The following is a 24895-nucleotide window of genomic DNA, read 5'->3' as shown; positions in this document are numbered from 1 at the left end:
CCCCCACAGTTATTGAAGTATTTCGACTATTACTCTCTTATTTTCTTTGGTAGCTGAAGCTTTGACTAAGGTTCTGATGGCTTTAGCAATTCTACCCTGCTTGCCGATCACTTTCCCCATATCAGCTTGAGCTACTCTTAATTCAAGAATAATTGATTGTTCCCCTTCTATCTCATTTACAGAAACATCGTCAGGATAATCTACTAATGACTTTGCAATAGCCTCTAATAATTCCTTCAACTTTGCTACACCTCCAATGGGTTGTCTTATTATTCGAAAATATTATTTTCGAATAATAAGCTTTGCACATATTCCGAGTGTTAGGCATTTTTCTTTGCTTCTTCAAACTTTTCTAAAATACCGTTGTTTTTTAGTAAAGCTTTCACTGTATCTGTAGGTTGCGCACCATTTTTTAACCATTTAACTGCTTTTTCCCCATCAATTTTCACATCTGCAGGATTTGTCAAAGGATTATAAGTACCGATTTCCTCAATAAATCTTCCATCTCTTGGATATCTTGAATCTGCAACAACCACTCTGTAGAAAGGAGCTTTTTTCGCGCCCATTCTTTTAAGTCTGATTTTTACTGCCATTACTTTTCACCTCCTTTACAATGTAAAAAGATCTATATTAACCCATAAACGGAAATTTCATCTTGCCTTTTTTCAGTTTCTTAGGGTCACCGAACTGCTTCATTAACTTCTGCATCTGTTCAAACTGCTTTAATAAATTATTAACATCCTGTATCTTGGTACCACTGCCTCCGGCAATCCTCTTTTTACGGCTTGAGTTGATAATGGATGGGTTCTCCCTTTCCTTTTTGGTCATGGATTTTATGATTGCTTCAACATGGTCCAGTTGTTTCTCATCAACTTCAATGTTCTTAAGCATTTTATTATTCATCCCCGGCATCATACCCAGTATCTGGTCCAGCGGCCCCATGTTCTTCATTTGCTCCAACTGACTTAAAAAGTCGTCAAAGGTAAACTGCTGTGTACGCAGCTTTTTCTCCATCTCAAGCGCTTTTTTCTGGTCAAAAGCTTCTTGGGCTTTGTCAATCAGACTTAGAATATCTCCCATTCCAAGGATTCTGGAAGCGATTCTATCAGGATAGAACGGCTCAAGATCGCTTAACTTTTCACCCATTCCAATAAACTTTATAGGCTTTCCGGTTACCGCACGAACCGATAGCGCAGCTCCACCTCTTGTATCCCCATCAAACTTGGTAAGTATAATACCATCTACCCCTAATTGGGCATTAAAGCTTTCTGCAACATTCACCGCATCTTGTCCGGTCATCGCGTCCACCACAAGAAGAATTTCTGTGGGTCTAACCGCTTGCTTGATATCTTTTAATTCATCCATTAACTCTTCATTGATATGGAGCCGGCCGGCAGTGTCAATAAGAACAAGATCATTGCCGTGAGAATTCGCATGCTGTATCGCTGCTTTTGCTATATCTACAGGACTATTCTTATCTCCCATGGAAAATACGGGTATGTCCAACTGACCGCCCACAACCTGCAGCTGTTTAATAGCAGCTGCCCTGTATATATCTCCGGCTACCAATAAAGGTCTCTTCCCTTGCTTTCTCAATACCCCGGCGAGCTTTCCGCAGGTAGTCGTCTTACCTGCCCCTTGAAGTCCCACAAGCATTAGCACGGTGGGAGGCTTTGGCGAAAATACAATCTTGCTTTGCGCACTACCCATCAACGCGGTAAGTTCATCATTTACGATTTTTATGACATGCTGACCCGGCGTGAGGCTCTCAAGCACTTCCGAACCTACGGCTCTTTCAGCTACTTTATTTACAAAATCTTTAACGACTTTAAAGTTTACATCAGCTTCAAGCAGCGCAAGCTTCACTTCACGCATTGAATCTTTTACGTCTTTTTCAGTTAACTTCCCTTTGCCTTTTAACTTTTTGAACGTCTCCTGCAGCTTCGACGCCAAACTTTCGAAAGCCATTCATACATCCCCAATCTAATATACTTTTTCAAAAATATCGTTCATCGCATTTTTGACGATATCAATTTTTTTCTTCAACTCTGTATTCATTATTCTGCTGTTATTTATATCTTCTATATGTTGTATCGTTTCGTTTACCATTTTTATTTTCTGTTGTATGGATAAAAACCGACTGGCCAGTCCAAGCCGTTCTTCCAAATCAAAAAGGATTTTTTCTCCTCTTTTTATGCAGTCTCTTACACCCTGACGTGTAATATTCATATGTTCGCTTATTTCACTTAAAGACAAATCCTGATTATAATACAGGTCGATCACATCAGCCTGCTTGTCTGTAAGAAGTTCTTTATAAAAATCATATAATATGCTTACTTCTAAGTTTTTACTCATATTACCACACTTTATCAATACAAAATTCATGTGTAAAGGCTTTAACCTTTACACATGAATTTTAATGGTTTTTAATCAATTTGTCAAGCGTTTTGAAAAATAAAATTATTGAAGTTCATTTTTTCTCTGCTGAAGTATGTCCATAATGTCATCCAATTGCTTGAGTTTTCTCCCGAAGTTCTCCCAATCATTCTTCTGGGTATAATCCTTCATATCCCGGAAAGCATTCAGCGCTCTTTCGATCACTTGTTTAATATTATCATCTATACCGGTATCACCTGTATCGGGACGAGTATCGGGCGGCCCCTGACCATCTTCACCAAACAGCACTTCAAGTGCACGGTCCAAGGTGGGCTCCATTACAATCTTTTCCCCATACGCTACAACGATTCTTTTCACTTCCGGCAATGAAGATTCATTGCTTGCAGTGATATATATGGGCTCAACATATAAAAGTGAATTGTTTACCGGGATGACAAGCAAGTTTCCTCTAATCACCGATGAACCACCCTGATCCCACAATGAAAGTTCACGGGAAATATCCGGGCTATTCTCTATCCTGTTTTCAATTTGCATGGTGCCGTAAACATTAATGCCTTTAGGAAACTTATACAGTACCATCTGACCATAATTATCCTTTGTTGACCTTACTGCCAGCCAGGAAACCATATTTTCTTTATTGACCAGGGTATAAGGAATCATTAAAACCAATTCCTCCTGCCCACCTTCAACACCGGGTAATTTCATCAAATTATAGTAAGGATCTACCTCTTTAATTTCATCTATATATTGTTCCTGACTGATGGCCCAGGAATCCGCTTTGTTATAAAACGCTACCGGATTTGTCATATGGTACTGCCTGAAGATCCTGGATTGAATCTTAAATAATTGTTCCGGATAGCGTACATGCAGCGCAATATCTTCCGGCAGAGGATCTTCATTAAATAAATCAGGATAAATGCTTTTGTAGACATTGATTAACGGATCTGTTTCATCCGTGATATAGAATTCCACAGAACCCTGGTAAGCATCTACCACCGCCTTGGCAGAATTACGAACATAGTTGATTCCACCGCTAAGCTGGGAATAAGGATAATAGCCGGAAGTCGTATAGATATCTACCACCCATTTTAGTTTTCCTTCCGCATCAATCACGATATAAGGATCATCGTCAAAATTCAAAAACGGTGCTACCCTCTGAACACGTTGCAAAATATTCCTGTTCAAAAGTATTTTACTTTCAGGAGTAATATATCCGGATACCAGCATTCTTAAGTCACCGTATCTAATGGCAAAAATAAGCTTATTTAAAAAACTCAGCTTGATTCCCGAATCCCCATCATAAGTAAACTCCTCCGCCACTTCGCCTTCTAGATAATCCAACTCTTTTTGACCTTTTGCATTAGCAATGACGTAATCATTGGTAAGTTCTCCATAATAAATCCGTGGCTGTGTATTCTCCGGTGCACCTTCAAAGGATTTGGGAGGAATATTTTTTATGATAAACTCCGGCTGCCCTTGCTCGGTGATTCGGTTAATGGGATTCATGACCGTTCCGAAGCCATGCGTGAACTTAAATTTTTTATTTATATATGTCTTAGCGGCATCATCCAGATTTTCTTTGTATAATTCACGGGCTCCCAGAAATACCGCTGTTGGCGCGCCGTTTATGTCATATACCGAAATATCCGTGTCTACAAATCTATAATAGTTTCTTATTCCCTGAAGCTGGTTCAATACGGTTAATGTGGCAGGGAAATCGGTAATCCTGATATTATTAATGGTAACATTATTATTTGCGATATCCTGCGCACTTAAATTGTTGTCGACAGGAAATTCTTTTTCTATAATATTTTCAAGATTGTAAGCCGCTCTGGTAAAGTCGATATTGTGCTTTATATATGGCTCTTCTACCGCCACTTCATTAGGTGACACAACGAGTGTCTGTACGACCCCGGCAGCTGCGACAGCAACAATCCATATGACCGGAAACAACGCAACCGTCATTAATGCGTATTTGATCTTGGTACGCATTAATAAAATAATAGTGATGATAACAATTGCAATCAAAATAAAGGGGGCCACCTTATAGTATCTCAACCACACATTGACATCGGTATATCCTGCTCCCACTACTTCACCAACTGTGGAATATAGAATATCTTCCGATTTAAACTTATATGTAACCGCCTTAATGATAAAGAAAACCACTACATTGATAAGATTGTGTGTAATAATCCCTTTCTCATAGATCATTTCTCCTATGGTTCTATACCCGGTAACTACATATAATACCGAATAGAGAAAAAACGTGTAAACTGTTTGAAATAACCATATGCCCAATAAGCTGTCTACTACAGAAAGCAAAAATGGCCTCTGAAAAATATAGTAACCGATATCCTGATTAAAAATCGGGTCAGTCTTATTAAATGCAAGCGCATTTGAAAACATTAAAAATCGGTTGTAGACCGTTTCTCTTATGAATGTACTTGCAATAAAAGAGATGATAAAGCTAAGCAGTATAATAAGAGACAGTTTTTTTAATATCTCAAGTGACTGGTCTTTTGATAGCATATTCGCTCTTATGATCATTGTTGAGGTCAGAAAAATAACAAATACCAGCAAAAAACTTGCTACCTGTGCGACAATCTTTACATTAAAATTAGTCCAAAATACGCTGGTATATTTCTCGCCGATTTCTTTTATCTGAATATAATCGGTAAATATGCCGAACAGCAGCGCCCCAATCATAATCAGAGATATAAGTGCTAAAACAATTATCAATAACCCAATATAACTTTTCCTGTTTTTTTGTCTATAGTAGTCATAAATCATTTACCGTCACCTTTTTCATAGTATTTTTACTCTCCAAAGAGTGCGTCTACAAATTCCTTTGAATTGAACTCTTGTAAATCATCCATTTTTTCTCCAACACCGATTAATTTTACCGGTATATTTTGCTCTGCCTTAATCGCAATCACAATACCGCCCTTTGCGGTGCCATCAAGTTTTGTCAGCACAATCCCTGTGATCTCCGCAACCTCGTTAAACAGCTTTGCCTGATTCACGGCATTCTGACCTGTTGTAGCGTCCAATACCAGCAGTACTTCACGGGATGAATCGGGTAATTCCCTATCCACTACTTTAAATATTTTTCTTAACTCTTCCATAAGATTTTTTTTGTTATGTAATCTTCCGGCAGTGTCACAAATAACAACATCCATCTTTCGGGATTTTGCAGCCTGTATCGCATCATACACCACAGCCGCAGGATCGGCGCCTTCCTGATGCTTGATCACATCGGTTCCTACCCGGTCTCCCCATATCTGAAGCTGATCTATTGCCGCGGCCCTAAAAGTATCCCCGGCAGCAAGCAGTACCTTTTTTCCTTCATTCTTAAGCTTATTGGCAATCTTGGCGATGGATGTGGTCTTTCCTACGCCATTTACCCCGATTACCATGATCACCGATGGACTCCCTGCCACATTCAAGTGACTATCTTCTGAAATCAACATCTCACTCATGATTTCTTTTAACAATGTCTTAACCTCAGAACTATCCGCGACTTTTTTCTCCTTGCAAGCTACTCTGAGTCTTCCAATGATTTCCATCGAAGTGTTAACACCAACATCCGCTGTGATCAATACTTCTTCCAGTTCTTCAAAAAGCTCTTCATCAACCTTCTTGAAGGTTTTGATTACCTCATCTACTCTTTCTGTAATTGCACTACGCGTCTTGCTTAACCCTTCCTTTAACCGGGCAAAAAAACCCATCTTTTTCTCTTCTGCCATATTTATACCTCCAAAACTTTTAAATTAATTAATAATTAATAGTGAATAGTTAATAATTAAAGGAAAAACCTTACTCTGAGTGGCAACTACTGTAAGTCCAAACATTAATTGTCCATCAAAAGCATAGATTACCAATGCGGACGGCCAATGGCCTCCCCTACAATCATGCCATGCCCAGCATTTTACGTAAAATTTTTCCTATCGCTATCCACTATTAATTATTCACTATTCGTTATTCACTATTCACTATTCGTTATTCACTATTCACTATTCGTTATTCACTATTCGTTATTCACTATTCGTTATTCACTATTCATTATTCACTATTAATTGTCCATTGTCCATTGTCCATTAAAAACTAGCTTGCGACCTCGTCCATTTTTAACGATATCAACTTTGAAATTCCCTTTTCCTGCATGGTCACTCCATAAAGGATATCTGCTGATTCCATGGTTCCTCTGCGGTGCGTTACGATAATAAATTGTGTTTGCTGACTATAATTTTTTAAATACTGCGCGAATCTATATACATTTGCATCATCTAAAGCAGCTTCAATCTCGTCCAGGATAGAAAACGGAGTCGGTCTTACCTTGAGAATTGCAAATAATAGCGCTATCGCTGTAAATGCTTTTTCCCCTCCGGATAAAAGCATAATATTCTGAAGTTTTTTTCCGGGAGGCTGCACCTCTATTTCAATGCCGCTTTCCAGAATATTATCGGGTTGAGACAGTCTCAACGCTGCTTTTCCTCCACCAAACAACTGATTAAATACTATACCAAAGCTTTCATTGATAATGTTAAATTGCTCTGAAAACTGCTTCTTCATCAGCAACAGCATATCATTAATAATCTTTACCAGTCCCATTTCCGCTTTTTCCAAATCATCACGCTGTACAGTGAGAAATTCATATCTTTCTTTAACCTGCTTGTACTCTTCAATTGCGTTTACATTTACATTTCCAAGCTGTCTAATTTCATTTTTTATGATATTAATTTGTTTTTGAGCCTGCTGAATACCGCCTATCTCTTCTTTATATTCTTCGGCACTACTGAATGTCAGCTCATATTCATCCCAAAGTTTATTAATATTGTTCTCCAATTCCATCTCTACCCTGATCTTTTTGTTTTCAATCCTATAAAGCTCATTTTGCAGTACTGAGATACTTTCACGCTTTTGTTTGATAGAAGAGTGATGGATATTTACATTTTGCTGGGCTTGTTCTTTTTTACTGAAGTATTGTTGGGTATCCTGTTGAAGTAAACTCATCTCTTGTTCTAAGGCATCAATATTATTTATTTTACTATTAATACTGCTTTGAATACTTTCATTCTCTTTTTGAAGACCCAGCAGACCTTGATTTTTGTCTTTTTTATTATTCTCATATTCTTTAATTTCATTCCGTATGATGTCCATGCGCTCATACAATACATCGATATCCTTATAAATAGACCCTAAAACAATCTTTTGATCCATCAATTGCTGATTAATACTTTCTTTTTCAGCTATTTCATTTTGATATGCGGCGTGCTTTGACGATATCCGGTTCTTTATTTTCTCTATCTCCACTTCCTTGATCTTATTATCATCCAGCAATCTGACTATTTCACTTTCCGTATTTTCAATCTGTTCTTCAATCTGCTTATTCTCTTTCAACAACGCGGCTATGGTCTGCATACATCGCTGATGCGTAGATTCATTATGCTTAATCTCGGATTCTAAAGAAATATAACATCCTTCTGCTTCTTTCAGACTAATCTCGATAGACTTATGAGATCTTTCAACATTATTTATTTGTTTTTCTTCTTCTGCAATTTTTTTATAAGTTTCTTCTTTTGATTGCTCAATCTCGGCAATCTGCTGCTGCAGCTTGTCAATTTCCTTTGCACGACTTAAAAAGCTGCTGACTTTATTTATACTTCCCCCCGACAACGATCCCCCCGGGCTTAAAACTTCACCATTTAACGTTACAATTCTAAATCTATAAGAGAATTCTTTCGCCATATCAATCGCATGATCTATATGGTCTACAATCACCACTTTACCAAGCAGTTGGTTCATAATGCCCCGGTACTTGCTGTCAAAATCAATAAGCTCCACCGCAATCCCTTGATAACCTTTACATCTGCTGATCTTCCCGCCTCTATCTTCCAGCATGGACCCCTTCACTGATGATATGGGAAGAAACGTAGCTCTACCTAGTTGATTTGCTTTTAAATATTCTATTGCTGCTTTCGCATCATGCTCTGTTTCTACAACAATATTTTGCATAGCGGAACCCAAGGCTATTTCAATTGCAGTAGTAAATTTATCGGCAACACTAACCAACTTAGATAGTACGCCATGAATCTTTACTTTTTCAAGCCTGCCATGCTTCCATGCCTGCAATACGTTTTTTACGCTTTTATTATATCCTTCATAACCCCGTTCCATCTCTTCAAGCAGCGTCTTTCTGGACATCAATTCCTTACCGGATGAAATAAAAGCGCTGTACTGTGAAGAGAGCTCTTTATGATTATTGCGTCTCCCAATAATCTCTTGGGTATATTCTTGATACTGCTTCTTTTTATGATTAATATCACAAACCAGAGTACTATACTGCTCTTTCATATTATTCATAGTCTCTTGAAGCTGCTGCATGTGATGCTTCTGCTGATTAAGTTCCTTATCAATGGATTTCTTCCGATCCAAGAAATTATTCTGCAATACCTTCAAGCTGTTAACCTTAACTTTAGCTTCGGAAATATGGTTCATCTTATCAATAACTTCACTTTTTAGCGAATCTATCGTTGAATTTTCAGACTCTAAAAACTGATGAATCTGTTGATTTTTGATCTCTAAATCACTAATGATTCCTTGTACTTCTGTCTGCTTATCGGTCTTATGCTTCAACAATGATTCTTTTTCTAATCGTTCTTTATTTAGCAATGCAATTTTCTTTTCAATATAAGTAAATTCTTCATCAATCTTTTTCAATATTTCTTTGTTATTTTTGATATTATTCTCTAAAACGATAATATCATTTTTATGTTTCTCAATCATTGTTTTGGTATCCTGAAGCTTATTCCTTGTGACCTCAATTTGTTCGTCATACCCTTTTATAATTTCATACTCCGAATCAAGTGCTTCCTCCAGTTCTTGCAGCTTTGCCTGATCAAGCTGTAATTGAGATGTAAGAATCTCAAAATTTTCATTGATCTCATTAGAACTCTTTTTGAGATTTCCAATAGCATCCAAACAAACATTAATTTCCAAAACCTTCAATTTTTCTTTTAAACTAAGGTATTGTCTTGCTTTCTCCGATTGCTCTTTTAAAGGTTCTATCTGAAATTCCAATTCAGTGATAATATCTTTTAATCGAATGATATTCTGCCTTGTCATTTCTAGTTTTTTTTCTGCTTCATCTTTTCTATATCTGTATTTTGTTATTCCGGCAGCTTCTTCAAAGATCATTCTTCTTTCTTCTGACTTTGAACTTAGAATCTCATCGATTCTACCTTGTCCTATAATAGAATAACCATCCTTCCCCAGCCCGGTATCCATAAATAATTGATGTATATCCTTAAGACGGCAGGAAGATTTATTAATAAAAAATTCACTTTCTCCCGAACGATAGATTCGACGTGTAATAGATACCTCGTTATAATCTATAGGTAAAATCTTATTGGAATTATCCAATGTAAGAGATACTTCTGCAAACGCCATCGGTTTTCTAAGCTCAGTTCCGGCAAAGATGATATCTTCCATTTTACTGCCGCGTAAGATTCTTGCACTCTGCTCTCCAAGAACCCATCTTACCGCATCGGAAATATTGCTTTTTCCGCTGCCATTAGGACCTACAATCGATGTGATCCCTTGTCCGAATTCAACAAATACTCTATCGGGAAAAGATTTAAAACCTTGAATTTCCAATGACTTTAAATACACAATTGATACACCCCGTATTTTCAAACTATTTTCATTTTAACATAAAATCTTAAAATAGCAATAAATCATATGATCAAAATCATCTATTTTATGGGTTTCAAACTATTATAGAAGATTTTTTTCGACACTTTTATTGAAGTCTTTTCTTTGTTTACAATGATTTCATCTCTCATCAAATCGGCATTCTGAATGATATGGATTGTATCAATTTTCAAGTATTGTTTTAAATGATTTATATTATTCTTCTTCACTCCTACCACTTCTGACAGCGCTTTAGGATGAACCTCTAATTGCAAGCCTCCTGTTATTTCTGTGAATTGATTTGCAGCAAATTTTATCATATCCAACCTCAATTGGGACTCAACCAATTCCCTAAAAGCCGGATGAAAAGGTCCTGCTATAATATCTTTGCCTTCTTGCATCGTATCGGTAGGCTGCAATCCTATTCGTATTACCTGAATTCCTGCCATTTCAAATTTGACCAGTAATTCTTTGCATATCTTTACTGCTGCATCTAAGCCGAAAGGTTTGTATTTACCCTGGTAATAAAGCTTCTCCAGTGCCGTCTCTTTAACTACAAGTGTTGGATAGATCCTCACGATATCAGGCTTTAGCGCAATAATTTCATCCGCAGTACGCTGGATGGTCTGTTCGCTATCCCCAGGCAAGCCAACCATCATCTGAAGACCTAATGTAAATCCTTTTTGTTTTATGATTGATACAGCCCTTACAACATCTTCACAACTGTGTCCTCTATAGCTGAGCTTTAGTACTTCAGCATCCATAGACTGCACTCCCAATTCAATGGTGGTAACCCCCATTTGTTTTAATAGCTCAACGATATGCTCATCAATATAATCAGGCCGTGTAGACAATCTGATCCCTTGAATCCGGTCTTGATCCTTAAACCTTTTTGCAGCAAGAAGCAACTCTATTTGTGTTTCTTGAGGAATACCGGTAAAGCTTCCACCATAAAAAGCAACCTCAATTACAGCATCTTTGCGGGGAATTGTGTCCAGATATTTGTTGATGATACTTTCAACGGTTGCAGCGTTAATGTCATCTCTACTTCCTGTTATTTTTTTTTGATTGCAGAAAATACAATCATGGGGACATCCTTTGTGCGGCACGAAAATGGGAATGATATAATTTTTTTTATGCATAAGTACTCCTTATTCTATAATATTACTGCATTGGTGTTAATGTAGAGGCAGGCCTTGTGTCTGCCCGATATAAATCTCCATTTAAAAGAGGGCAGACACAAGGCCTGCCCCTACAGCTATAAATATAATATTTCATCATTAAATGATCAATCGTTGATAGGTAAAATGCTTCACAAATTTGATTGCAACTGTTCCAACGCGTACTTTGCAGCATTTTGCTCAGCTTCTTTTTTGCTTTTTCCTTTACCCGTACCTATTACCTTGTTATTCTGTTTTGCGTCCACATGAAATTCTTTATTATGATCCGGACCGCTTTCAGCTACAATTTCATATTCTACACGTTCTTCACTGTTCTTCTGAAGCAGTTCTTGAAGTATTGTTTTATAATCCTTGAAAACCGTACCTTCTACCGCAGCCTCAATGGTTGCACTTAATTGATCCAATACCCACCTTTTTGCTGTTTCCAAATCACGATCCAAAAAGATGGAAGCAATTATTGCTTCAAATGCATCCGACAGTATAGAGATTCTTTCTCTTCCGCCCGTCATCTCTTCTCCTTTGCCTAGAAAAAGAAACTTTCCGATTTCCAAGTTCTTAGCGCATTGTGCAAGGGACGGCTCACAAACAACACTCGCTCTGATCCTCGTCAGCTCTCCTTCGGGAAGCTCGGAATATTGTCTATATATATAATCGCTTACGATAATATTTAACACCGCATCTCCTAAAAACTCCAAGCGCTCATTGCTAAGAATATTGCTGTGCCGATTCTCATTTGCATAGGAGCTATGGGTGAGTGCTACAATCAGATGATTAATTTTTCTGAATTTATATTTTATTTGGTTCTGAAATATCTCAAGGTTTTGTTTTAGTTGCTTGTCGGTCTTCATACTCTCCTCCAAAGGTCAACAACATTTGGTCAGCACCTGAAAATTATTCAGGCTGCTCACCAAAAGTTATTGAAAAATTATATATCAGACTAAACGTAAATTTGTAGGGGCGGACGACCCTGTCCGCCCGATGGTATTATTGTGTTAGCTGCGGGCGGACAGAGTCGTCCGCCCCTACGAAAACACATAATATATATGTTTACATATACTTTATCAATATTTCTTCAATAGTATTGTGGCGTTATGACCGCCAAATCCTAATGAATTTGACAGTGCGTACTGAATTTCCTGATTTCTGCCTTTGTTGATAACGTAGTCAAGGTCACATTCAGCGTCTGCGTTCTTATAGTTCATTGTAGCAGGAATATACCCCTCTTTTAATGCAAGAGCGCATACAATCGCTTCTATTCCGCCTGCTGCACCTAATAAATGCCCTGTCATTGATTTTGTAGAACTTACAGCAAACTTAAATGCATGATCACCAAATACGGTTTTAATTGCTGCAGTTTCATACTTGTCATTATATGGTGTTGACGTGCCATGGGCATTAATATAATCCACATCCGAAGCCTCAATTCCTGCATCCTTAATTGCAAGCTTCATCGCTCTTGCACCGCCTTCTCCATTGGGTGCCGGTGCTGTAATATGATATGCATCATCTGTTGAGCCATAGCCAACTACTTCTGCGATGATATTAGCGCCTCTATTTAAAGCATGCTCCAATTCTTCAAGAATGACAATACCTGCTCCTTCTCCCATAACGAATCCATCTCTTTCAGCGTCAAATGGACTACATGCGCATTTAGGATCATCGTTTCTGGTAGACATTGCTTTCATAGAGCAGAATCCGGCAAAAGCTAGCGGTGTGATAGGGGCTTCGGCACCTCCGGAAATAACTACATCTACATCCCCGTTACGAATTGCTCTGAAAGCATCACCAATAGCATTTGTTCCCGATGCACATGCAGACACAATTGTTTCATTTACTGCTTTTGCACCGGTCATGATTGCAATATGTCCGGCAGCCATATTGGATATCATCATAGGAATAAAGAACGGACTTACTCTTCCCGGACCTTTTGCCATTAAAGTACTATGCTGGTCTTCCAAAGTCCCTATTCCACCTACTCCCGAGCCTAAGATAACACCGACTCTTTCACCATCCAACTCTTCAACATTGATGTTTGCATCTTCCAACGCCATCTTGGAAGCAGCCATTGCATAGTGGGTATATCTGTCCATTCTTTTAGCTTCTTTTCTATCAACATATTGTGTAACGTCAAAATCCTTTACTTCTGCTGCAATTTTACAAGTATAATCTGTGGTGTCAAAACGTGTTACAAGATCAATGCCGCATTGTCCTTCTTTTATTGCATTCCAAAAAGCTTCTTTTCCATGTCCTATAGGTGTAACTGCACCTACACCTGTTATTACTACTCTTCTTTTCATTTTACTGCCCCCGATCTATTAATTATGATTCACGGTTCACAAAGTTCTGATCTATATAATAAATTTATAATCGTAATTATAAACTAATAAGAATTAACTTAATAAAGACAAAAAGTCCCGATGAACGGGACTTTTTGTTAGTTATTGGCTTTGATATATCCAACTACATCAGCAACAGATGCAATTTTTTCTGCTTCTTCATCAGGTATCTCTAAATCGAACTCTTCCTCAAGAGCCATGATAAGTTCAACGATATCCAAAGAGTCTGCGCCTAAATCATCAATGAAGGAAGCTTCCATTGTAACATCATCTTCTTCAACACCTAGTTGATCAACAACGATCTCTCTAACCTTTTCAAAGATCATTCCATTCACCTCCTTCCACAGAAGTAAGATTTATTAAATAAATATTTGCTATATTTAGATAATATTACATTACTAGCCCACCGTCAATATGTAATACTTGACCTGTAACATAATTTGCAGCATCAGAAACAAGAAATGCGATGATAGCAGCCACTTCTTCAGGTGTCCCTAACCTTTTAAGCGGTATGCTTTTCAAATATTCTTCTCTGACCGCATCAGATAATTGATCCGTCATATCCGACTGGATAAAACCGGGCGCAATGGCATTGCAAGTAATATTTCTTGACGCCAATTCTTTTGCTGTAGATTTTGTAAGACCAATCATTCCTGCCTTTGAAGCAGCATAGTTTGCCTGGCCTTTATTGCCCATTACACCTACTACGGAGGTAATATTAATAATCTTGCCTGACCGCCTTTTCATCATCATCTTGGCAACAGCTTTAGTACAATTAAAAGCACCTTTTAAGTTAATATCTAAGACGTCATCCCAATCTTTTTCACTCATTTTAACAATAGGCGTATCTTTCGTGATTCCTGCATTATTCACCAATATATCTACAGGGCCAAAATGATCTACAGCTGTTTTTACCATTTGTTCAACATCTTCCATACTTCTGACATCGCCTTTGCAGATCACTGCGTTTCCCCCGAAGCTTTTAATTTCTTCAGCAGTTTTTTCAGCATATGTAGAAGATGAACTGTAGTTAACCACCACATTAGCGCCTTCTTGCGCTAGTTTTATTGCCACAGCTTTGCCGATACCCCTGCCCGCGCCGGTAACAATTGCTGTCTTTCCTTGTAAGCTCATTTTCACACCCCTAACAATGCGTCTACTGTTTTTTGCAGGGAAGATACATCTTCAACATTATAAATGTTCACTGTTTTGTCAATCTTTTTAACAAACCCGCTGAGCGCTTTTCCCGGGCCAACTTCTATAAAAGTATCTACCCCGTCTTCAATCATTTTCTTAATACTGTTTTCCCATTTCACACTATTGCTAACCTGCTTGATGAGCAATTCTTTTATTTGATCTTTTTCCTTTATATATTCTGCATTCACATTCGCTATTACCGGAACGCTCATATCCTTTATTTCTACTGTATCCAATTCTACTGCCAATTTATCCCCCGCAGGTTTTAACATGCTGCAATGGAATGGTGCACTCACAGGCAGTACCATTGCTCTTTTGGCACCTTTTCCCTTTGCAACTGCACAGGCTTTTTCCACAGCCTTCACTTCTCCGGCGATTACGATTTGTCCAGGGCAGTTAAAGTTTGCCGGTTCTACAATCCCTGCGTCCTTAGCTTGCTCACAGCAATCTATAACATCCTGGTTGTCTAATCCTAGAATCGCTGCCATTGTTCCAACGCCTAACGGTACAGCTTCTTGCATGTATTTCCCTCTTTTTCTTACTAACTGCACTGCTGCATCAAAGTCGACAGAACCTGCAGCAACATGAGCCGAATACTCACCTAAGCTTAGTCCGGCCACTACATCGGGCTTTATACCTTTTTCTTTTAAGACTTCGAAACAAGCTATGCTCACTGTAAGTATGGCAGGCTGAGTATTTTCTGTGATTTTCAGTGTTTCTTCATCACCTTCAAATATCATAGCTTTCATATCCATACCTAATGCTTGGGTTGCCTGATCATATACGGCATTCGCAGCATCATAACTCTCAACAAGCTCTTTTCCCATCCCCACCGACTGAGAACCCTGTCCGGGGAAGATGAAAGCAACTTTACCCATATTAATGCCCTCCATAAATAGATTTTATCCTGTCAATTACATCGCAGGTATTATTCATTAATTCATCAATAATCTCTTTGCATGGCTTAATATCACCAATTAATCCGGCAATCTGCCCCGCCATCACGGAACCAAAAACAACATCACCATCACAAACAGCAGCTTGCAATCTGCCTTTTCCAAGATTTTCGATATCCTCAACAGATGCTTTGCTTTCTTCTAATTTATCAAACTCTTTTGTTAACTTATTTTTCAATGTTCTAACCGGGTGTCCTGTAGAACGTCCCGTAACAACTGCATCCCTGTCTTTTGCACCAATGACGGCCATCTTATAATTTTCATGCACCGTACATTCGGTGGAACAAAGGAATCTTGTTCCTATTTGTACGCCTTCAGCCCCAAGAGAAAACGCTGCTACAATCCCTCTGCTGTCTCCGATACCACCTGCAGCGATCACCGGTATATTCACCGCATCCACAACCTGCGGTACTAATACCATTGTAGTCAACTCACCGACATGCCCGCCTGATTCTGTGCCTTCTGCAATCACTGCGTCCACGCCGCACTTTTCCATCTTTTTCGCAAGTGCGACACTGGGAACGACCGGGATTATTTTTGTGCCTATGGATTTTAGCTTTTCAATATATTTCCCCGGATTTCCTGCTCCAGTTGTAATCACTGAAACCTTTTCTTCATAAATGACATCCATCACTTCATCTACGAAAGGAGACAGCAGCATTACATTTACACCAAAAGGTTTATCGGTTAACTCTCTCGCTTTTTTCACCTGATTTCTCAACCAGTCGGCCGGTGCATTACCGGCAGCGATAATCCCGAGGCCTCCACCGTTTGATACAGCCGCAGCCAGTTCAGCTGTAGAAACCCATGCCATACCGCCTTGCAGAATAGGATATTCAATTCCTAATATGTCGCAGATTCGAGTTTTCATATTAAACCTCCCCTTTACTTCGCCCATCTGATCACAGCTGAACCCCATGTAAGCCCACCGCCGAATCCAACCAAAACCAGCAAGTCATCTTTTTTTATACGCTCTTCTTCCACCGCTTCACATAAAGCAATAGGAATGGATGCCGCAGAAGTATTACCATATTTATACAAATTAATATATATCTTATCATTTTTAACTTTTAACCTTTTTGCAGCCCCGTCTACAATTCTTATATTGGCTTGGTGCGGTACGATAAGAGAAACATCCTCAAGCGTTTTATTCGCTTTTTCCAATACTGTAAGTGAGGCTTCAGCCATGATCTTTACAGCAAACTTAAAAACTTCCGATCCGTTCATCCAAAGCGTTCTTGGATTATCCGATGATCTTTTCTCCACTTCCTGCGGCTCTAAAGCCAATCCGAGAATCGTAAGGTGTTTTCCTATTGAGCCATCTGCACCTAAGTGCGTCGCCAATATTCCCTTGTTTTCTTCAACAGGTTTTAGCACTACTGCTCCCGCACCATCTCCGAAGAGAACACACGTGTTTTTATCCTTCCAATCTATTACCTTTGATAATGTTTCAGCGCCTATGACCAGAGCATTTTTATACTGCCCGCTAGAAATAAACTGATTCGCTATCGATAAACAATAAATAAATCCGGAGCAAGCAGCATTTACATCAAAAGCAGCAGCGTTTACAGCGCCCAATTTATGTTGTACGATACATGCTGTTGAAGGACTATACATATCAGGCGTACATGTCGCAACGATGATTAACTCAACTTCATCCCCCTTCAATCCTGCGTCTTGCAATGCTTTCTCTGCTGCAGCCGCTGCAAGGTCAGAGGTAAAAACATCATCATTAGCGATTCTGCGCTGTTCTATGCCTGTTCTTGTCTTTATCCATTCATCAGAGGTTTCAACCATTTTTTCCAGGTCATGATTTGTTAGTACCTTATCCGGTACAACCATACCCAGACCAACAATACCAGCATTATTCATCCGAATCAAAGCTCCCCTCTCCCGTCTTGTGAATATATTCTTTAATCTCAGCTATCACTTCTGTTTCGGTAAATTTCTTTGCTTGCTTGATGGCATAATAGAATGCTTTTGCATTTGAACTTCCATGGGCTTTAATAACAACGCCATCAATCCCTAATAATGGTGCCCCGCCATACTCAGTATAATCCATTTTCTTTTTAAAATCTTTCAACCCTTTTTTTACTAACATTGCAGCCAAATAAGTGAAAATATTTTTTGTAAATATATTTTTTATGTTTGAATAAAATGTCAGTCCCATGCCTTCCATAAATTTCAGTATGACATTTCCTACAAATCCATCGCACACCAACACTTCTGCCGATCCGTCCGGAATATCCCGTGCTTCAATATTGCCTAAGAAATTGATGGGGGCATTTTTTAACATCGGATAAGATTCCTTAGTCAAATCATTTCCTTTTCCTTCTTCAGCGCCGATATTCACCAGCCCTACCTTTGGAGACTCAATGTCCAGCACTTTTTTCATATAAGCTGAACCCATGATCCCAAACTGCAAAAGATTAATAGGTTTGCAATTGGTGTTCGCTCCCGCATCGATTAATAGGGAACAACCGGTACTGGTAGGAATGACCGGCGTTAATGCAGGTCGGTCAATACCCTTTATTCTACCCACCAATAACAATGAGCCTGTTAGCAATGCACCGGTATTGCCTGCTGAAACAAACGCATCCCCTTCTCTATTCTTTAACATTTTTAGACCTTTTACAAGTGAAGAGTCTTTTTTGGTTTTTATGGCCTTTGTAGGAACATCATCATTCGTAATGACTTCAGCAGCATTTATAATATGTATTCTTTCCTTGGTATATTGGTATTTATTTAGTTCATTTGAAATTATTTCCTCATTCCCAACCAAATATATATCAATATCCATATCTTTGGATGCCTGGACACTTCCTTTGATTATTTCAACAGGAGCATTGTCTCCACCCATAGCGTCAACAATAATCTTCATCCGTTTACCTCCTCTTGACTTCTCCTTTTAAAGAAACAAGAATAAATTTTCCTCTGAAAACTTCTATCTGCTTTTCTTTTATCTTTACCCAGACGATGTATTTATTCTCACGTATGCGTATTACTTCAGCTTTTGCAATCAACTTCGTTCCTGCATATACCGGACTTTTATACTTTATATTGGCTACCCCGATTAATGCCACTTGTGCGTCAATCACTGCAATTGCCAACGTTTCCGCAAGGGAATAAATAAAATGACCGCGGACAATTTTTGTTTTTTCAAATACCATGTCTTCATCTGTTTCAAGTATGGATATTCCGCTTTTCCCAAGGCTTATATCCACCAGTTCACCAACGATTTCCTTGCTTTGGATGGTAGTTACCTTATTATAGCTGTTTTCAGCTACATTCTTAATACGTTCTCTTAGTTCCGGAATACCTAACTCCAATCGATCCAGGCGTATGGTAGGGACACTAACATTAAACAGCTCTGAAAGCTCTTCATCAGTTAAAAAAGGATCTTCCTTCAGTTGCTCTTGTAAACTTTTTTGTCTCTCCTTTTTTGATGTAACTCTTCCCATTTCATACACCTCATAATATATTATATAGTATTATTACCTGGTTATAATTACAAATCATAAATAAGTATAATATATTTTCGTTATAATTTCAACTAAAAAATAAAAAAATACATCTTTTTACAACAAGATGTATTTTAAATTAAAAACAAATAATTTATTCATAAACTTATTTTTATGACTTAGATCAAGAAATCTTATCGTTACAGAAGCAATTATCTTGCCCATCCTTTTTCTTGGCAATATACATCGCTTTATCCGCTTTGGCAATAATTTGGTCTATATTTTCACCATCATCAGGATAAAAGCTAACCCCAATACTTAATGATATATTGATCTCTTCTCCATCACCATGGATAATCTTATTCTTTGTATTGATAATTCTTGAAGCAATTACATTATGATTATGGTAACTTTTTATATCCGGCAGCAGTATTAGAAACTCATCTCCCCCATATCTCGCAACCACATCGTTTTTCCTTGTAGCCTGTGTTAAAATATTGGCCACTTTAATAAGCACTTGGTCACCAGCTTCATGTCCATAGGTATCATTAATGCTTTTAAATTTATTGACATCTATAAACATTAACCCCATCAAACTATTGTTTCGTTTTGCACTATCTAAAAATTTCTCAGCGTGTGTATAAAATAGTGTTCTGTTTGCAACTCCTGTCAGCTTATCATAATAAGCTAGTTGCTCTATCACTTTTTCTTTTTCTTTTAACTCTTTATTTAATTTGTATAACTGATTAACATAATCTTTTAATTGTTGAATTCGAAGGAATTGATTGGTTACATCAATAAATTCAAAAAGTATTACAGGTTGTCCGCAATTTTCTATTTTGCTTATCCTTAAATTTAATTTTTTATCGGTATTAACCAGGTCTTTATGCATAGCTGCTGAAAAGAACATCTTGCATTCATTTTTCATTACTCTTTCAACTAAGCCTTTAAAATATTCTTTATCTAGACTTGGCAGGACATCATAAATACTTTTATGGGCAACTTCTTCTAACCTCATATTCATCAAGTATCCCATGCAATCATTCCAGTATAATATTTTTAAGTCCTTATTTGCAATCATTATTCCTTCATTAATGCAGTTCAGTGTATTTTGTAATATTTTATCCATTTACATCATCTACCATTGTATTTATTTTTGTCATAATCTCTTCCAAAGAATTTAGTGTCAGATTAATCGCAATCGCTCCTTCAATCTTAGAATCTTCTATATCAAAAGTGATATACAGCATTAATATGTATGTGTATTCTTCTTTACCTAAAATCTCTTCGATATTTATATTATTGAATACTTGCACTTCCGGAAGGGAGTAACTAAACTTTATATACAAATAGTTACCGAGTTCTCCGATAATTGAGTTTAAGATAATATTTCCTACTTCTTTTATAATATCAAAATCGACGTCTGTAAAATTTAGATCACCATACTCATGACCATGATTCTCATGCATACAGAGATTGATGAAATTTCTCATTTTATCCGCCGGAAAAATCAAGCTCGCTTTTCCGGCAACATCTTCTTGGAAAGAAATAGAAGATACCATAATAGTACCCTCAACTACACTGTTGAGATACGCATTTATATCACTTTTACTGTCTTTCAAATGCAATATTTTTACATCCGGCACGTTCAATAATATTTTTTTATCGATAATCTCTGAAAGGATACTGGCTGATTGCCCTACACTGATATTGAATACCTCTCTTAATACATCTTCATTTGATATTACCAAATTCATTTGATGCCCTTCCTTATTATGTCACTTATTGTTTCTGCTTTTTCTTGATTCATAGGTTTATTTACGAATAACATGACACCGCAAGCTTCTACTTCTTCTCTTATACTTTTTTGAACATCAGCGGTCACAACGATAATTTTCGCGTCACTGCGATATTCTTTAATCAATCTAATCAGATCTTGACCATTGATGATAGGCATTAATAAATCTACTATAATATAGTCAGGATTAAGCTGCTTATATTTCTCAAATGCGTTTTTTCCGTTATCCGCAAAATGAATCTCAGCATCATGTATGTACTTCTTAATAAAATTAGCATTAATCTTTTGAGAAAAAACAGAATCATCTACTACTAATATCTTCATGATCATCGACCCCATTTCATTGTAAACATAATTTATTATATATTACTATAAAAAGGAAGATTAATCAATGATGAAATATCACTCAAACGTGACATAAAAGTTGCATTTTTTTATATAAACTATTGAAATCTTTAATGAACAAATATATAATAATAGTTAGTTAATCTAACCATTCGTTAAACTAACTATTATTCGAATGCTAAAGGAGTTTTTTAATGAAAGATGATAAATTTAAAGAAACTGCTGAAAACTTATTTGTCTTATTTCAATCATTCTATAAAAAAGTCATAAATCCGGAGCAAGATCAATTACATGCCGATATGTGCCGCTCCCATTATGAAGCAATGTTTATTATTTATCACAATCAAACAATACCAACCACCGAAATCGCAAAGCAATTAAAACTATCAAAGCCCTATATGACATCATTGTTAAACAAGTTGGTTTCAGAAGAATATGCGATACGTATACCTGACCAAAAAGACAGAAGAGTCATAAATATACAGTTAACTGAGAAAGGAAAAGATTTTTTAAAAGAACATTATGTCTTTATGATTAATGATATCAAATCTAAAATATCCACCCTTAGTGAAAAACGTCTTAATGACTTAAACACTTCCTCTAGGATGATGCTGGAAATTATATCACAACTGAACATGGAAGAACGCAAATAAAATATAAGTGATAGGAGGTCCTAATCATGTCATCTGTTCAAACAATGAAATCTTGGGCTAGATTCATTGATTCTTACGAAAGTCTCCCCAGTAGTTTTAAACCCTATTTAAAGTCTTTTGCGGATACACCATCTTTATTTCCCTATACCGTATTCATACCACCTAATAATAAGTGGTATGCTAATAAAACCAATTCCACAATTATCTATATTTACGATAAAAAGATTGTGGTTCTTGAAAAGATTAAAAAAGACATACTACCGATATGTTACCATCTGGATAAAATCCATTATATCGAAACAGGTACTGTCCTTCTGAAATCCTGGTTTAGCATTAAGGGGACAGACGATGGTGTATCCACCTCATCCACCATAGAATACAACGCTGTTAATGAAAATCTTTTTAAACCTTTTATAGAATCAGCAAGGATGCATATTCAAAAATCCGACGATGCGGATATCGCAAATGAGTTAAGCAAGTTCAACTATCTCAGCAGCTTGAATTATAAGTTTATGAACTATGCCAGAAGAAGTATCAAGCCGGGTCAAAAGGTTCTCTGTATTGTTTTACAGCCAATTATTCAAAAAAAAGTACTTCAAATATTCAATAAAGTTTTTTATAAAAAGCTTTCATGTTCGCATATCCATATTCTAACCGATAAAGAATTAATCATTATTAAGGATGGATATGGAAATTACGGAGGGATATGGACCTATATCCCTATAGATAAAATCACCGATACATTTGTTACTGAAAGCAAAGATGAAAACATCTCTTGTTATACATTAAAACTGGCTAATGACGATCATATTAATTTTTATTTTACTTTTTCCAATACCATTGCATTAAATGCATTGCAAATTGAGTTGGAAAAAATAAAATTACATAGTTGAACTTTACACATAATTTTGCAAGAACTTTTTTCCTAATAACAAAAAGAAATCACTGAATAAGCCTTAAAATCTTGGCCTTTTCAGTGATTTTTTATACGAATATTATATAAAGTCAGTTAAAATCAATTACTTTCCAATTCTTTACCAAATAATCGACACCGGAAAACACTGTAAATACTACTGCGACCACCATAGCGATCTGACCGAAAGAGAAACCAAATAACATAAACGAAAAATCATTCATCAGCATAAGTACAATGGCAATAATCTGAGTAACCGTCTTGATTTTTCCCCACATACTTGCGGCAATGATCACACCTTCGGATATGGCAACCACCCTTAAGCTGGTTACGATAAACTCTCTGGTAATAATAATCATTGCTACCCAAGAAGACAATTGGTTCAGTTCAACCAAAGAGATCAATGCTGCTGTAACAAGAAGCTTATCAGCAAGAGGATCAATGAATTTGCCGAAGTTGGTTACCTGCTTCCATTTTCTTGCCACATAACCGTCCAACCCATCGGTAATGGCAGCTAAGACAAAGATACCTACCGCAATATATGCGCCATATGGAAATTTAGTTAATAAAAAGAACATAAATATCGGAACGAGGAATATCCTTACCATTGTTATCTTATTTGCAAGATTCATTATAGCTCTCCCCTATTAAGTCATAATTTTTCGCTTGAGTAATTTTTACCTGGGCAAAATCACCGGGATTTAATTTTATATTACTTGTAAAAAATGCTTTGCCATCTATATCTAAAGAGTCAGCATAGGTACGACCATAATAATGCCTTGCTCTTTTATCATATCCTTCAACCAGGACATCATAAATTTTTCCGACTTTGCTGTCATTAATCTCTTGCGATATACTGTTTTGAAGCACCATGAGACGTTCATATCTTTCCTGTTTCTCCTCATCGTTTAGTTGCCCCTCAAAGCTTGCAGCCGGTGTATCTTCTTCTTGAGAATATTTAAACACACCTGCTCTATCAAATTTCACCACTTGAATAAATTCTTCCAACTCGGCAAAATGCTTTTCTTTCTCTCCCGGAAATCCTACGATAATAGATGTTCTAAGGGTCACAGAAGAAATCCTTGTACGTATTTTATCCAATAAGGCCGTTAATTGTTCTTTTGTTCCTCTCCGGCCCATCTTTTTTAGAATTTCGTTACTGCAGTGCTGAATAGGAATATCAAGATAATTGCAAACTTTGGGCTGATTGGCGATAACATCAATCAGTTGGTCCGTAATATCCTCAGGATAGCAGTAGTGTAACCGAATCCACTTCACACCATCTATTTCACACAACTCATTTAATAATTGATGCAGTTTATGTTCACCATACAAATCTATCCCATATCGTGTGGTATCTTGGGCAATAATAATTAATTCTTTCACTCCTTGTTCGGAAAGCTGCTTCGCCTCTGCTACGATGTTTTCAATGGTTCTGCTGCGATATTTTCCTCTCAGCTTTGGTATGATGCAATACGTGCAGAAATTATCGCAACCATCCGAGATCTTTAAATACGCTGTATATGACGGCGTACTTTGCAGCCGAGGCAGCCCCTCTTCGGGTGTAAAATCCTGATTACCATATTTAAGTACTTTTTGCCCCTTAAATGTTTCATTAATTACATCCGCAATCTCATGATAATTCCCAGTCCCTATTACCGCATCCACTTCCGGAATCTCCTTAATGATTTCATCCTGATATCTTTCAGCCAGGCACCCTGTTACAATCAACAGTTTGCAATTACCTGTCTCTTTATATCCGGCCAAGTCCAGAATATTATCTATGGATTCCTGCTTAGCAGACTCTATGAAACCACATGTATTTACAATTAATATATGGGCCGAATCCGCACGATTGGTAATAGTAAAACCTTCTTTAGATAACAGCCCCAGCATTACCTCCGTATCTACCAAATTCTTCGCGCATCCAAGGGATACTACGCCAATTCTATATTTCAACTGT

Annotated in this window: 24 protein-coding genes; 2 read left to right on the top strand and 22 right to left on the bottom strand. The window is 37.3% G+C overall.

What is annotated here, in order from left to right:
- Positions 1–9: 9 nt before the first annotated feature.
- The 20 genes from QKW49_RS01235 to QKW49_RS01140 form a co-directional block, all read right to left on the bottom strand.
- Entirely contained in the window at positions 10–240 is a 231-nt protein-coding gene (locus QKW49_RS01235) for a KH domain-containing protein (RefSeq protein WP_282865781.1), read from the bottom strand.
- A gap of 80 nt (positions 241–320) precedes the next feature.
- Positions 321–593 carry a 30S ribosomal protein S16 gene (gene rpsP / locus QKW49_RS01230; RefSeq protein ID WP_282865780.1) on the bottom strand — a complete coding sequence of 91 codons (273 nt, stop codon included), beginning with the start codon at positions 591–593 and terminating at the stop codon, positions 321–323.
- Between the two features lie 37 nt (positions 594–630).
- Positions 631–1968 (bottom strand): signal recognition particle protein, encoded by a 1338-nt coding sequence (gene ffh, locus QKW49_RS01225; protein WP_282865779.1) that lies wholly within the window; start codon positions 1966–1968, stop codon positions 631–633.
- Positions 1969–1983: 15 nt separating this feature from the next.
- Positions 1984–2355, bottom strand: coding sequence for a YlxM family DNA-binding protein (gene ylxM, locus QKW49_RS01220; protein ID WP_282865778.1), 372 nt, complete (start codon positions 2353–2355; stop codon positions 1984–1986).
- Positions 2356–2460: 105 nt separating this feature from the next.
- A complete protein-coding gene (locus QKW49_RS01215) occupies positions 2461–5190 on the bottom strand; it encodes a UPF0182 family protein (protein ID WP_282865777.1) in 2730 nt (909 codons plus the stop codon).
- 26 nt (positions 5191–5216) lie between these two features.
- Positions 5217–6128, bottom strand: a complete 912-nt coding sequence (ftsY, locus tag QKW49_RS01210) for a signal recognition particle-docking protein FtsY (RefSeq protein ID WP_349239116.1) — start codon at positions 6126–6128, stop codon at positions 5217–5219.
- A 376-nt stretch (positions 6129–6504) separates the two neighbouring features.
- Positions 6505–10071 (bottom strand): chromosome segregation protein SMC, encoded by a 3567-nt coding sequence (gene smc / locus QKW49_RS01205; protein WP_282865774.1) that lies wholly within the window; start codon positions 10069–10071, stop codon positions 6505–6507.
- An 83-nt stretch (positions 10072–10154) separates the two neighbouring features.
- Positions 10155–11234, bottom strand: a complete 1080-nt coding sequence (locus QKW49_RS01200) for a radical SAM protein (RefSeq protein ID WP_282865773.1) — start codon at positions 11232–11234, stop codon at positions 10155–10157.
- A 170-nt stretch (positions 11235–11404) separates the two neighbouring features.
- On the bottom strand, positions 11405–12121 hold the full coding sequence (rnc, locus tag QKW49_RS01195; protein ID WP_282865772.1) for a ribonuclease III: 717 nt from the start codon (positions 12119–12121) through the stop codon (positions 11405–11407).
- Between the two features lie 213 nt (positions 12122–12334).
- On the bottom strand, positions 12335–13570 hold the full coding sequence (gene fabF, locus QKW49_RS01190; protein WP_282865771.1) for a beta-ketoacyl-ACP synthase II: 1236 nt from the start codon (positions 13568–13570) through the stop codon (positions 12335–12337).
- Between the two features lie 137 nt (positions 13571–13707).
- Positions 13708–13935, bottom strand: coding sequence for an acyl carrier protein (gene acpP / locus QKW49_RS01185; protein WP_282868027.1), 228 nt, complete (start codon positions 13933–13935; stop codon positions 13708–13710).
- Between the two features lie 64 nt (positions 13936–13999).
- Positions 14000–14743, bottom strand: a complete 744-nt coding sequence (fabG, locus tag QKW49_RS01180) for a 3-oxoacyl-[acyl-carrier-protein] reductase (RefSeq protein WP_282865770.1) — start codon at positions 14741–14743, stop codon at positions 14000–14002.
- A 2-nt stretch (positions 14744–14745) separates the two neighbouring features.
- On the bottom strand, positions 14746–15684 hold the full coding sequence (fabD, locus tag QKW49_RS01175) for an ACP S-malonyltransferase (RefSeq protein ID WP_282865769.1): 939 nt from the start codon (positions 15682–15684) through the stop codon (positions 14746–14748).
- A gap of 1 nt (position 15685) precedes the next feature.
- A complete protein-coding gene (fabK, locus tag QKW49_RS01170; RefSeq protein ID WP_282865768.1) occupies positions 15686–16633 on the bottom strand; it encodes an enoyl-[acyl-carrier-protein] reductase FabK in 948 nt (315 codons plus the stop codon).
- A gap of 14 nt (positions 16634–16647) precedes the next feature.
- Complete coding sequence (locus QKW49_RS01165) at positions 16648–17634, bottom strand: beta-ketoacyl-ACP synthase III (protein WP_282868026.1); 987 nt, start codon at positions 17632–17634, stop codon at positions 16648–16650.
- Positions 17627–18643, bottom strand: coding sequence for a phosphate acyltransferase PlsX (gene plsX, locus QKW49_RS01160; RefSeq protein ID WP_282865767.1), 1017 nt, complete (start codon positions 18641–18643; stop codon positions 17627–17629). Before plsX ends, QKW49_RS01165 begins: the two co-directional genes overlap by 8 nt.
- A 4-nt stretch (positions 18644–18647) precedes the next feature.
- A complete protein-coding gene (gene fapR / locus QKW49_RS01155; RefSeq protein ID WP_282865766.1) occupies positions 18648–19223 on the bottom strand; it encodes a transcription factor FapR in 576 nt (191 codons plus the stop codon).
- 184 nt (positions 19224–19407) lie between these two features.
- Positions 19408–20352, bottom strand: coding sequence for a sensor domain-containing diguanylate cyclase (locus tag QKW49_RS01150; RefSeq protein WP_282865765.1), 945 nt, complete (start codon positions 20350–20352; stop codon positions 19408–19410).
- Complete coding sequence (locus tag QKW49_RS01145) at positions 20345–20980, bottom strand: chemotaxis protein CheC (RefSeq protein ID WP_282865764.1); 636 nt, start codon at positions 20978–20980, stop codon at positions 20345–20347. The genes QKW49_RS01150 and QKW49_RS01145 overlap by 8 nt, the downstream gene beginning before the upstream one ends.
- The gene (locus QKW49_RS01140; protein WP_282865763.1) at positions 20977–21345 is read right to left on the bottom strand and encodes a response regulator; all 369 of its coding nucleotides are present in this window, start codon (positions 21343–21345) and stop codon (positions 20977–20979) included. The genes QKW49_RS01145 and QKW49_RS01140 overlap by 4 nt, the downstream gene beginning before the upstream one ends.
- A 215-nt stretch (positions 21346–21560) precedes the next feature.
- Between QKW49_RS01140 and QKW49_RS01135 the strand changes: the two genes are divergently transcribed.
- Both QKW49_RS01135 and QKW49_RS01130 read left to right on the top strand, forming a co-directional pair.
- A complete protein-coding gene (locus QKW49_RS01135) occupies positions 21561–22019 on the top strand; it encodes a MarR family transcriptional regulator (RefSeq protein WP_282865762.1) in 459 nt (152 codons plus the stop codon).
- Between the two features lie 26 nt (positions 22020–22045).
- Positions 22046–22912, top strand: coding sequence for a hypothetical protein (locus QKW49_RS01130; RefSeq protein WP_282865761.1), 867 nt, complete (start codon positions 22046–22048; stop codon positions 22910–22912).
- Between the two features lie 112 nt (positions 22913–23024).
- Here QKW49_RS01130 and pgsA read toward each other — a convergent pair whose 3' ends face one another.
- Entirely contained in the window at positions 23025–23564 is a 540-nt protein-coding gene (gene pgsA / locus QKW49_RS01125) for a CDP-diacylglycerol--glycerol-3-phosphate 3-phosphatidyltransferase (protein WP_282865760.1), read from the bottom strand.
- Positions 23548–24891 (bottom strand): 30S ribosomal protein S12 methylthiotransferase RimO, encoded by a 1344-nt coding sequence (rimO, locus tag QKW49_RS01120; RefSeq protein ID WP_282865759.1) that lies wholly within the window; start codon positions 24889–24891, stop codon positions 23548–23550. Before rimO ends, pgsA begins: the two co-directional genes overlap by 17 nt.
- Positions 24892–24895: the final 4 nt, after the last annotated feature.

Source organism: Petroclostridium sp. X23 (assembly GCF_030013905.1).
GTDB lineage: Bacteria > Bacillota > Clostridia > SK-Y3 > SK-Y3 > X23.
This window is presented reverse-complemented; position numbering and strand designations above follow the sequence as displayed.